At 50.6% G+C, this 12,291-nt stretch carries 7 protein-coding genes; 4 read left to right on the top strand and 3 right to left on the bottom strand.

Going from position 1 to position 12,291, the window contains the following annotated elements:
* The first annotated feature begins 676 nt into the window (after positions 1 to 676).
* From O5O45_RS04295 to O5O45_RS04280, 4 genes are all read left to right on the top strand, one after another.
* Positions 677 to 2,521, top strand: a complete 1,845-nt coding sequence (locus tag O5O45_RS04295) for a carotenoid oxygenase family protein (protein ID WP_305904039.1) — start codon at positions 677 to 679, stop codon at positions 2,519 to 2,521.
* Positions 2,522 to 2,596: 75 nt separating this feature from the next.
* Positions 2,597 to 4,210 (top strand): D-arabinono-1,4-lactone oxidase, encoded by a 1,614-nt coding sequence (locus tag O5O45_RS04290; protein ID WP_305904038.1) that lies wholly within the window; start codon positions 2,597 to 2,599, stop codon positions 4,208 to 4,210.
* 157 nt (positions 4,211 to 4,367) lie between these two features.
* Positions 4,368 to 5,402 (top strand): hypothetical protein, encoded by a 1,035-nt coding sequence (locus O5O45_RS04285; RefSeq protein WP_305904037.1) that lies wholly within the window; start codon positions 4,368 to 4,370, stop codon positions 5,400 to 5,402.
* A gap of 316 nt (positions 5,403 to 5,718) precedes the next feature.
* Entirely contained in the window at positions 5,719 to 7,173 is a 1,455-nt protein-coding gene (locus O5O45_RS04280; RefSeq protein ID WP_305904036.1) for an undecaprenyl-phosphate glucose phosphotransferase, read from the top strand.
* Between the two features lie 565 nt (positions 7,174 to 7,738).
* Here the strand turns inward: O5O45_RS04280 and O5O45_RS04275 are convergent.
* From O5O45_RS04275 to O5O45_RS04265, 3 genes are read right to left on the bottom strand one after another with little or no spacing between them, the layout of a single operon-like run.
* Positions 7,739 to 10,027: a GumC family protein gene (locus O5O45_RS04275; protein WP_305904035.1), complete on the bottom strand. Its 2,289-nt coding sequence runs from the start codon at positions 10,025 to 10,027 to the stop codon at positions 7,739 to 7,741.
* Complete coding sequence (locus O5O45_RS04270) at positions 10,028 to 10,603, bottom strand: polysaccharide biosynthesis/export family protein (RefSeq protein WP_305904034.1); 576 nt, start codon at positions 10,601 to 10,603, stop codon at positions 10,028 to 10,030. It abuts the gene before it with no gap.
* A 59-nt stretch (positions 10,604 to 10,662) separates the two neighbouring features.
* Complete coding sequence (locus O5O45_RS04265) at positions 10,663 to 11,949, bottom strand: outer membrane beta-barrel protein (RefSeq protein WP_305904033.1); 1,287 nt, start codon at positions 11,947 to 11,949, stop codon at positions 10,663 to 10,665.
* Between the last annotated feature and the right edge of the window lie 342 nt (positions 11,950 to 12,291).

Raw genomic sequence — 12,291 nt, 5'->3', positions numbered from 1 at the left:
ACCCCAGCCAAGGGTGATATGTCCGCATTATGACAAACAGAATTTAGAACGTGAAGCATTGCGCCTGAAAGCCCTCCCATAATTAATACGGCGATAATCATGGCGACGGAAATTGACTGGGCAGTTAGGATCCGCATCCATAAGCGACAAATTATCACCATTACTTTCAACAACTTGGACAACGCGTCGCGGGACGTTCCTCCGCACGCTATTTCAAGGGCGACACCTTAATCAGTTTCGGCGCTGAGCTCGATTGGCCGTTTACCCTAGGGACTGTGGACAATCGTTAATTTCATCGCCCTATCCAACAAAAACGAACTTATTGCTTTCGTTAATTGGACATTTAATGGCCATCTGCTATCCCTTATATTTGATGATGCGACTATCAGTCATGTTTTCTTCATTCGAAGAAGCGTGAGTCAGATGTAATCCCAAACGACCGGATCGAACGACCGGCCGGACAGGGACCAGCGCCCTGCCCCGCCCAAGGATATGCACATGGATAAGTTGGATCGCCCCATCGCAATACCCGCTTCATGTCGCCTCGCCCGGATTGAGTAACCACGCCGTCTATTAACTACGGAGAACACTATGCCTTGTTCATAGGGCGCCCAGCCCTTTTTATTTAACGCCGTTCATATTTAACGTTTCTATTTATAACGCACAGGGAAAGAGCATGAATCGGAGAGATTTCATCAAGACCGCCGGAGCCGTCTCACTAATGCCTAATGCGGCGCTGGCTTACTATCCCTCTTTGCCGGAGTCCTCATTTCCGACTTCGATTATGCAAGGAGACCTGACCTCATCAGAAGGGGTGCTGGATATCATCGCCGGCGCCCTGCCTGGCGACATACATGGCCATGTGTTTATGGCGGAGGGAATTCCTCTGGAGCGCAATCAACTGACGCCCACTGGCAAAGGAGCCCTTACCCGCCTCGACTTCGGCCCCAATCAGACAGCCTTCAAGCGCAAAATGATCGAAACCCACTCGTCCATCATGCAGGAGCATGTCAGTGGGCTGTTCGACAAATTTTATTTGCTGGGAGGCACGGTCTATTACAGCCCCAACCTGGGGTTCATGAACTATTGCAACACCGCGCCGAATTACATGGGGGATAACCGCTTCGCACTGAGTTACGAAGGCGGCCCTCCCTATGAGTTCGACGCCATGAGTCTGGACTTGGTCACGCCTGTCGGCAATCCAGGCGAATGGCGCACCAGTCTTCCGCCCATCGCAGACGCTCTGACTCCAGACAAGTGGCTGTTCCCTCAAATACGCACCACCGGGCATCCGTTCTTTGACCTGGAGCGCGGCGAGTGCTTCACCATCAATTACGGCGGCGTCATGGGCGAGCTGGGAACCTCCGATGGTTATCTACGCCTGATCAGGTGGAACTTGCAGGGAGCGCTAGAAGCCTGGAACGTGGTTAGTCGCCAGGGCGCCAACGCTTTTCTCACCGCCACCGCCCACTCCCTTGGCGTCACCCGCAACCATATTCTCATCTTCGAAACCGCGGCCAGAGTAGAAGCCACCCGCATCATGGGAACCCGCATCGTCATTCCACAGAAGCACCGCACTCCCGTGTGGATCATCCGCAAAGCGGACCTGACCAGCGGCGCAGAACAGGTCGTGGCGGACTATATCGAACTGGACTTCGATACCTCCGACATCATGTGCAACTACGACGACTACGACGGTGAAGTCACACTATACGGACAGTATCTGGGAGCGATGGATAAGTCTGAACAGCAGTTTTACCTGGAGCTGTTGCACTTTGGCGGCTGGGTTCCTTCCGACGTAGCCGGGTATCCTACAGCGCCGGTGGATGTCGGCGGACTGGTGCAGGCGCGCATTAAAGTCAGCGCTGACGCCGCCTGGGAAATCAAAGAGGATTTCCGCCTTATCCGCGACGAACATCTGTTGTGGGACATGAACGACCCGGCCTACCGCGGGCATTTCCAGTTTCCAGAAACCTTCGACCATATCTATTGGGCCGCGATAGGCTATCGACCCGAACATTTGGTCAAACGGGTGGCGGATGCATATCGCAAATACCCCAACCGTCTGTTCAATAACGACAGCCTGCCGCAAACCGCCATTCCTTCGGCGCTGATACACATGGACTGCCGCAATATGCTCATTGCGGACGCCTATCAGTTCCCCGAAGACTGTGTGATGCGCACCCCGCAGTTTATGTCGCGACCAGGCTCTCTGGCCCAGGACGACGGCTATATCTTCACCGCCGTCGTACGCAAACACCCCAGCGGCCCCCAGTCCAACGGCAAAGAGTTCTGGCTGTTCGACGCGCGCAATCTGGCGCAGGGACCCCTTTGCATACTTGGACATCAAGATCTGAACTTCGCCACCACCAACCACGCCCTATGGCGACCGGAAATCGGCCCCCGCCCGGCTGATGCCTACAAAGCAAATTACGCCGACTTTTTCCGCGAAAAAATGCCATGTCACTCACAACAAGTCAGGGAGGTCCTTGAAACCTACATTCTTCCGAGATTCAGCTAGACGCATATCAGGCAGTTCATGAATGCGCTGGTTCGGCCCACAAAAAAATAAGCATAACTTTTTTGGAGAACGAACATGACGCGTATAAAAACCAGTCTTTTATTGCTGATCCTAATTCTTGTTTCCGGCTTTTCCGTATCATTGTACTCCCGCAATCAGGAGTCCGAAAAACTACAGAACTATCAAGGCACTTATGAGTGCTCTCCCGGGGCCATTTATGACCCCGCCTCCATAGAAGAAGTACAGGACATCGTCCGTAACGCACTGGCTGATGGACACACTGTCATGACGGGCAACCGCAAGTTCGCCAGTCAGATTGACGCCGCCTGCACTCAGGACGGCGAGGTTCAGATCACCTTGAAAAATATGGATAAGGTCGTCTCTTTCGACGCCAGTTCCAAAACCATCACCGTACAGGCAGGCATGCGCTTCAATGACTTGAATGAGTTCCTGCGCAGCCAGGAGCTGGCGGTGAATATGGTGACCGAACTCGGCACGTTCACCATCGGCGGCATGCTAGGCAGCGGCACCCATGGCTCCACGCTGAGCAAACCCAGCAACATGATCGCCGATTATGTAACAGAGCTGAAAATCGTCGACGGCCTTGGCGATGTGCGCACTCTCACGGGCGAACAGCTTAACGCCGCCAGAGTAAATCTTGGTGTGCTTGGCGTGGTGGTGGAAGTAACCATTCAACTGGAAGAAGCCTTTAAAGTCGCCGCCAGCGTGCAAGGCTTTCGCTTCGACGATAAGCTGGAAGACGTTATCCTCAACATCGCCCGCAGTAACTATTCCGCCAATATCGCCTGGTTCCCCGGTCTCGGCAGATACACAGTCACTACCTACAACCCCGTTCCTTTGGATACTCCCGGAAACGCTTACAACGCACAGGCTGACGTTTCCGACGCCCAGGAATTCTTCTTCGGACTGCTGTTTGACGCACTGCACGAAGCGCCTGGGTCCGGCTTGCAGTGCCTGGCGGCGGCGGTGAGGTTCAGCAGTCGCTCCACCTCTTATTACCGCGATGTGGACACGGGAAAAGTGCTGGAGTCCCCCATTGGCCACTCCGACCGTATGCAGTATTTCAAATGCAAAGATCCCAATAAATGTATCTGGGACCGCTTGCCTATCGCCTTACAGGAAGTCGCCATTCCCATTGACGACTTACCTTCCTGGATCGCTGACGTCAGAAAAATACTCGCCGCGCATCCGCGTACCTGCTTTCCTTTAAACGGCATTTATTTTCGTTTTGGGAAAGCTTCTCCCAGCTACCTGGGCATGAACGCAGGGCGTGACTCCGCCTACCTGGGCATCGAATACACACTGAGACAGGAAGGCGCAGCAGTTCCCAAAAACTATTTCGTTAACCTTGAAATAGAACAAATGTCCCTCCGTAAATACCACGCGCGACCGCATTGGGGGAAAAACTCCGTAGCCATATTTGAGGATATGCCGACTCGTTATCCAAAATGGAATGACTTTCTCGCCTTTAAAGCGGAAATGGATCCTTACAATATTTTCACAAACCCTTTCTGGCGCAGAATCAGCGGAGAAGATCCGCTCGATAATTATTTAACTCCCGGCTGCAACGCAAGAGGCGAATGTTATTGCCAATCGGATGAACATTGCACAGCCGGAACCTCCTGCACCACGGGAGCCTATTACGGCGACGCCAATATATGTCGATAACGGAACATATATAACGATGTAACGATGTATTAATTCGGCAATAAGACCGCTGGGGGCATCAGTACAATATATGAACGCCGGCGGTTTTTATCCTGCTTAGAACTAGACCAAAAGATATAAATCTTTTTATGGATAGCAATTTATCCGGAGATTGAAAATGATATTACGCGCCTTAACCGTATTAATGACTTTGTTCATTAATTATGCCGCAGCGACTACTTTGGACGATATTAAGCCACATTCGCCAACCCAAAGCCCTTGGAATGAACAGTGGTTTTATTACATAAACGATCCAGCCGTAGGTTATATAAAGGTGAGCCTGCAGACTTACATCATGGAAGACGCGCCCAGCCTGCAGGAGAAAGGCTATATTCACGTGGTGTTTACGCCACGGACGGGCGCGACCAGAGTGTATGACTATTTTTTTGACGACGTGCAGCTATCCGGCGGCGATCCAAATGATCCCTATGCCTTCAGCTATAGCATCCCAGGCGTGGTGGAAGCGAATCAAAATCGTATTGAGCTGACCCTTCCTGATCTCTATTTCGCATCAGAAAGGCTTGGAACCCATGATCATTACTGGGGTTGGCCAAACCCGGGAGCCACCCCATTTGGGCTTATTGGCGAGTTGCCATTTATACAAAATCGCTGGTTCGTGTTTAGCCTCGGCACCCTGACCCGTTATGCATATAGCGATCAGTCTGTCTCTCATGAAGGACAAGCTCTCGCCTATATCGATAAGCTATGGACCATAAATCAAGGAAAAGGCTTCGCGTATATTATGGCGACGTCGGATAAGGCCAGGCTGATGTTTTCAGGCGGAGAAGACGGAGGAGTTCCAATAGAACTCTGGGCGGGCAAGTATAAGTCACCAACAGAAAACGTGACATTTTATCCATCAATCGAAGGATTGAGCGTACGCAAGACTCTGGATGCCTGCTCAGGTGAAATAACAGTTGAATTTAGTAAACTTACGCATAAACTTGTGCTCCACGCCAAAGCCGACCTAAAAGATTTTTACGACTCGGAAATGCCGTCAGTTATCGTTTTTAAGGCGGACAAACCTGTCATGAAAACGATGAATGCAAAGTTAACGATCAATTTATACCACTTTAATAAACTGGTGGAGCAAACGCATTTGCCGCAGGGAATTTTAGAGTTTGGCGGAGATTGGTATTGCCGTCGCAAATAAACAATCTAATTGAAAATATGGCTAAATGTCCGATTTACGGAATACAAAATAATCGTTAGTTTAGTCGCCGATCCTCGTTCTGAGTTTTATTTAATAAAAAATATGTAATCTGATCACTGTATAGTTAGCCGAACATGTACGGAGTTGGGTCACAACGTAATAAGCAGTCACCAAATCAGTGCATTTATAGCACTGTGGAATATACGCATATATATAAATAAGCGCAGTTTATGTTGTGGCCCGAAAAATGCCTTTATAAAGAGAGTCTAGCAGGCCGGAATCCTGTTTCGCCGGCGTCCAGGAGGAGTTACTGATCATGGGAATCTTTCAATTTAGCGGTTCGAAGACTGAACCGGAGCTAAGCTCTGGCATGTCGCCACTGATTCGGCCGCAATATTCAAAAATTCTCGCTCTATTTCGCGCAATAGATAGCTTGGCTATCCATTTTTGCTTGCTGGGAACGTTAGCGCTTTTTGATGTGGCCTGGAATGAATCTTATTCCTGGCTGAGCATCATGTTCGTTATTACGTTCGGCTTTTGTGCGGAAATTAGCCAGATTTATTATCTTATGCGCGGCCTGACTACCGGCAAGCTTGCATGGTATGTCGTTAGATCCTGGATGTTCGCATTGGTGCTGATCTCGCCTTTCGCCATCCTGGGCCTTTTGCCGAACATTAATTTGGAGGCGCTGGCGTATTGGGCGATCGCTGTACCAACAGGCTTGGTCAGTCTGCACTTGTTGCGTCGCTTCGCGCTGTTCAGCATCCGCAGACGCAATGTCAGCTCCAAACGCGTTGGTATTGTCGGGGCCACAACGCTGGGCGTCAGACTCTACGACTCTCTGAGCAATATGCCCTGGCTCGGCTATAAGCTCGCCGGCTTTTACGACGACCGTGTAGATATGACGGATTTGACGCGACGCGTCACTATTGAAGAAAAAGCGCTGTGCGGCGGCTTTGACAAACTCTATGAGGATGTCCATAGCGGCAAGGTCGACACCATTTACATCACTCTGCCAATGTGCGCTGAGCGTAGAATCAAAGACATGATGGACAGACTCGCGGACACCACCGTTACCGCTTACGTTATTCCGGATTTCTTCAGCTTCAACTTGCTGTACTCGCGCCTGACCACCATTCGCGGCATTCCCGCCATCAGCGTTTATGATTCTCCGCTGGTGGATCACGGCTTCGCCAAGCGTATGACTGATATTGCTCTGGGCCTGTTCTTTATAATGGTGACAGCGATTCCGATGCTGATTATCGCCGCAGCGGTGAAGCTGACTTCGCCTGGCCCCGTCCTCTTCAAGCAGACTCGCTACGGCATTGGCGGCGGCCCTATCAAGGTTTGGAAATTCCGCTCAATGACGGTCTGTCAGGATGGAGATAACATTCAACAGGCCACCAAGAATGACTCTAGATTGACTAAAATTGGCGGCTTCCTGCGCCGCACTTCTCTGGACGAATTGCCGCAGTTTTTCAATGTTCTTGGCGGCAGCATGTCTATTGTCGGCCCTCGTCCACATGCGGTTGCGCATAATGAGTATTATCGCCAGCATATCAAAGGCTACATGCTGCGCCATAAGGTCAAACCTGGCATTACCGGTTTGGCTCAGGTCAACGGTTTCCGTGGCGAAACAGCAGAAATGAAAGACATGTCCGGCCGTATCTGGTATGACTTGGAGTACATTCGCCACTGGTCGCTGAGCATGGACTTCAAGATTATATTTATGACCGTCTTCAAAGGTTTCGTGGGTAAAAAAGCCTACTAGAACCGCACCGAATTCAGGCCTTTCCCACCAACACGGGAAAGGCCGCCCTCTCTCCCCACACACTATTTTCACTCCTGCAAAAGCTTTGTAATTTCAACAAATAAGCATCCAGTCAGACATACCGCACATTCTGCAGATCCGGTGATGGATTGGACGGACAAACACTATCCGCCACTTAAGCTCACATAGCTTATTTCCACGTCAACCCACACATATCTCAGCATCCCCGCCAACCATTAAACAACTTCTCTCTTACTTCTTATTCCTGCTCCAACCCGCATCTCAGCGGTACAAACAACAATATAAAACCACATACAAACAAAGTTTATAACGCCCGCTGTCAGGCTCTGACGACGAGTAAAAGACGGGCAATAAATACCACTATTAAGAAGGGAGAAATGACGAAGGAGCAGCGAAGGCGTTAGCTCCGAAAACCCTCATCCCCTCCATTCCAACATTGAGCGGGGCGATTAAGAACAACACTCTTACACGGCATAGAATGCACATCTCATGCACAAAAAAGCCCGCGTACAAGCGGGCTTCGTGATTCAGATTATTGGAACAGCTACACTCCGGTTGGTTCAACCCGACGCTTGGTTTTCGCCGCTGTCACGCTCGTTTCCTTGAGCGGATAGGTGTTGTAAGAAGAATAATGAATGTATTCATGCTGATTCTTACGCTTCGCCACATCAATCTGATTCAATACTGCACCAACAAGGTTGGCGTTAACCTCACGCAGACGCTTAATGCCTTTCTGAATCAGCGGCGCCGGCGTATCTTCAGACCTGATGATATAAACCACCGCGTCAGAATAAGAAGACAACACTAACGAGTCGCTCACCGCCTGAGTGGGTCCAGAATCGATGATAATGCGATCATAGCGCTTCTTGAGAACAGCCAGGACCAAGTGGAAACGGTTGCTGGAAATCATCTCCAATGGATTAGTGGGCTGCGTCCCCGCCGTTAATACACTTGCCTTGGTGCCATTGAGACGATGCAGACAGTGCTCCACTTCCGCGGTGCCGGCCACAAGGTCAGACAATCCAGGAGTGTCTGGCGACAACCCAATCGACTTGGCCAGCATAGAACGGCGCATATCGCCATCTATCAAAAGCACCTTTTCAGTCTGTCCCAGCGCTTCCGCCAGATTCAACGCTACGGTGGTCTTACCCTCACCCGGAACCGTAGACGTCACCAGAATCACCTTATACGGCTGGTCCACACGGGAGAGAATCAAGCTTGTACGCAAGCTGCGGATGGATTCCGCGAAGTGACTGTGCATGGAGGACAGAAAGCCTTCAAACGCCGCTTTCGACTTCTTACTTTTTACCAGCGGCAGCAACCCCAATACCGGCAGACGGAATTTCTCCTCGATATCGGCGGTGCTGCGAATAGTGTTATCCAGAGCGTCACGAATGAAAGCGCGCACAACACCCAAGCCAAAACCAGCCATGACTAGCATAAGGAAGATCATTTTCTTGTTAGGCTTATAGGGCGACCCTGGCGGAATCGCCGAGTCGATGATACGCGCATGCGCCGCCTGCAAACCTGTCGCCTCGTGGGTTTCCTTGGCGCGGGACATGAACAAGTCGTATAGCTTGCGGTTGGTTTCCACCTCTCTTTCCAGTTCACGCAACTGGAACTCCTTCCGGTTTACACCCTGCAAACTGTTCTTGGCCTGATCCAGCTGTCTCGCGATTGAACGCTCATTCTCCACCGAAATCTTATAGGCGGACTCGATACCCCGCGCAGCGCGCTGCAACTGGGTTTCCAACTCTGACTTGACGGACTTCAGCTCCGCCATCGCGGAAATCATTTTCGGGTGTTTCTCGCCATAACGCTTACTCAGCTCATCCACTTTACGTTGCGCATCGTCCTGTCTTTCTTTCAAAGAACGCACCAACGGGTTTTCCAGAATCGCCGGCAGCTCCAACAGGTATTCGGGGGGAGGCGTTTCGCCGAAGATAGTCATCTGTTGATACACGTTGGCGGCTTCCATACGCACCCGGCGCGCCTCAACATTACGCTCGGTTAATTTGGACAACTCTTCCGCGTTCAGGGTTTTAACCCCTCTTACATCCACCAATTTCTCAGCTTCACGGAATTCCTGCAAGCGCTTCTCAGATTCACGCAGCTTATCGCGCAGCCCTTCCAGACTCTCTCCCAGCCACATGGTCGCTTTCTCTGTCAGCGCCATTTTCGCAGCCAGATGACTTTCAATAAATTGCGTCGCCGTAGCATTGGAGATCAACGCCGCTATTTTAGGGTCCCTGGCGTCAAAGCGGACTTTAACCAACTGGGTGTTGCGCACCGGGTCAATCGTTAACCGCGACATGAATATGCCGACCACCGCTTCAAACTTGGCCTTTTCCGACAACGGCTTTTTATTGATGCGCATGAAGTCGAGCATCTCTGGATCAAATGGCCACACGGATTCAATCTGCGCCAGCGGAACCCACTCTTTCCAGTTGAAGGCTTTTTGCCGGAACGGATCAAACTCCGGCATATTGACCAACTCCAGCCGCTTCACCACTTCTTCAGCCAGACTGCGGGAACGCAGAATCTCGTATTGGGTTTGCAGATATTCCTGATTATTGCTGTTCAGGCCATAAACATCCTGAATGTTAATAACTTTGGGTTGGTTATTCTCGATCAGCACCGTCGTGGTCGCCTGGTACATTGGCTTGATGTACTTGAGCGCCACATAGCCGGCGCCGCCCGCCAGCAAGACCAAAAACACAATGCCCCATTTGTATTCAAGAATAGCGTTCCAATAACGTCGAAGATCGATGATCTCTTTGTCGCCGGGCGTGTCCGCCAGATGTCGCGGCGGCGTTGATCTTAAGTTATCCATTTAAAAGAAACTCTCTTCCACAATAATAATGTCCCCTGGATGCACGCGAGTGCTCTGGTCCGCAGGACGCTGGGTTTGATTCGGATCGTTTTCGGTAATGATAAAAATCTTGTTCTTGTTTGCGCGGTTGGTGAAACCGCCAGCCAACGACGCAGCCTTACGCACGTTCAACCCAGGCTGATAGGAAAATCCGCCCGGATTCTTTACTTCGCCGTTAATGAAAAACTTCCTGTATTCCAATATGGTGACGCTGACTTTGGGGTCGACCAAATACCCATCCTTCAAACCTTCTGCGATTAGCTCCTGCAACTGGCTCACTGTCATACCCAGCACCTTGATCTCTCCCAAAAAGGGGTAAGAGACCGTACCCGCATCACTGAGCCGCGCCTCCAGCGTCAAATCACTTTCGCCATACACTTGAACACGCACATAATCCCCAGAGCCAAGCGTATACTCAGACAACCCCTCTTCCGCAAAACTCCGTTGCGCCGGAATCAATATTGAAGCCAGCAGCATCAAAGCGGACAGAAACACACCGCTGACCATGGCTACCCAATGCTTCCTGTAATGATTCATCCAAACACCACACCTGTATAAATTTCGATACGAACAAGATACTTTATCCGCATTTAACTTTAAAACCCTGCATTAACGTATATGGTCGCCAGATTGCGTGTATGGGAATAGCTGTCCAATGTTGAATCTCTGTCTTTAAAGCTCCATGACGCGCCAACGTTCAACCACTCCCTGAACGCGTAATCCAACGCCAGCGTTGCTTCGGAAGTATCATCCTTACGGGACTCGGGATCATTTTCGTACACATCGCGGGTCCAGTTGTATGCGACCTTGCTCGTAACCCGATCGTTCCAGTTGTGCGTCCAGGAGGCGCCGACCTGTTTCTCGTCGATAAAGTCGCCTCTTCCGTATGACTCCTCTGCGCTACGCTCTACTGTGAAACGCAGCTTTGAATAAGGCTTCAACGCCCAGTCGACGATGGTCTCCCAACTGGCGCCGGAGAAGTCTTCGCGATTCTCGTCCTCAAAACGTTTTTCCGCGCGCCCGACTTTAAAAGTGGCTTTGGTAATGTCCGTAGCCGCCCAGGAAACCCCAGCCAAAAACTTGTAGTAATCGCTGTCTTTGCTCCCGCCGGCGCCATCCGAAGGAGACGGATCATTCATATAATCCGTATGCGTCCGCGACACATCCAGCACCAGACCGGTCTTGTTGCCCACGCGCCAATAAAAGCCTGCGCCGGTTTCAAGAGTCCGACGATCACGCAGACGGGTCTCGTCCCGTTGATTGGTGTATTCAGTCTGTGCGCCAGCCAGCTTCAGCGTCAGACGCCCGTCTGAGGTTTTGGAGCCGAAAGTATAGGTCAACGCAGCGGCGGAACGGTCGTATTCGATCAGATCTTCCAGCGGCGCGACGTCAGGGCCTTGCTTGATGCCAGTGCCTCGATCTTCATGTCCTGCTTCAAAACGCCCCAGCAATTCCAGCGTGTTGCGGTGGTTCAGCGTCCAGAACGCTTTGCCGTTGACGAAGTGGTCGATATAGTCGTCAGTGTGAGCGCTGGCGTAGCTGCCTGAACTCATCTTATATCCAAGATAGTAACTATCATCGCCTTTGAGCGCCTCCAGCATTACGCCTGTGGAAACGATAGTGACGAAGGATTCTTTCTTGTCATCCTTCTGCAGGTAGATGTTGTCGTTATACTTTTCTTCCACCTTCACCTGCGGGTACACATTGATCGGCCCTGCGGAGAAAGAAAAAGGCTCCGCTGCCGCCCATGCCGAAGAGCCGCTCAGAGCGGCGATGCAGGCGGCCAGAATACGAAGCTCGCCGCGACGATCGCGGACGGATTTTTTTATATGCTTGTTAAAGTTAAAAAGAAGTTTAGATTTGGTACTACCGCCAACTGTCATTCTTCATAGTCCTTTAGCATTACTTGAGATTGTTAGCACCTAAGACAAACATGATGGTTCGTTTCATCTCAGCCATCAGATGACCAAGCAGGAAGCATGCCTGCGACAAAAAAACGCCGCGCGCATTAAAACATGCCCATTCTTAAGTTCATTATGAAAAATTTTATAAGGTTCCACTTCTGCGAGTGGGTCGCATTATATCGTTTAATACGGATGAAACCTTATAAAATTCAGCAAGAATGTACTCCTATACGTATAAAATACCGGAAACGCACACATATATTTCCTTTGTACTAGCCAAAAAGTTCTATAAATAACATGGCATTACTTCTGGTATTGTAA

This window comes from Hahella sp. HNIBRBA332 (genome assembly GCF_030719035.1).
Classification (GTDB): Bacteria; Pseudomonadota; Gammaproteobacteria; order Pseudomonadales; family Oleiphilaceae; genus Hahella.
The sequence above is the reverse complement of the archived record's forward strand: the minus strand, read 5'-3'. Positions and strand labels throughout refer to the sequence as shown.

Coding starts and splice junctions, on each gene's coding strand:
- O5O45_RS04295 (WP_305904039.1), top strand. CDS start 677: ATGAATCGGAGAGATTTCATCAAGACCGCCGGAGCCGTCTCACTAATG.
- O5O45_RS04290 (WP_305904038.1), top strand. CDS start 2,597: ATGACGCGTATAAAAACCAGTCTTTTATTGCTGATCCTAATTCTTGTT.
- O5O45_RS04285 (WP_305904037.1), top strand. CDS start 4,368: ATGATATTACGCGCCTTAACCGTATTAATGACTTTGTTCATTAATTAT.
- O5O45_RS04280 (WP_305904036.1), top strand. CDS start 5,719: ATGGGAATCTTTCAATTTAGCGGTTCGAAGACTGAACCGGAGCTAAGC.
- O5O45_RS04275 (WP_305904035.1), bottom strand. CDS start 10,027: ATGGATAACTTAAGATCAACGCCGCCGCGACATCTGGCGGACACGCCC.
- O5O45_RS04270 (WP_305904034.1), bottom strand. CDS start 10,603: ATGAATCATTACAGGAAGCATTGGGTAGCCATGGTCAGCGGTGTGTTT.
- O5O45_RS04265 (WP_305904033.1), bottom strand. CDS start 11,949: ATGACAGTTGGCGGTAGTACCAAATCTAAACTTCTTTTTAACTTTAAC.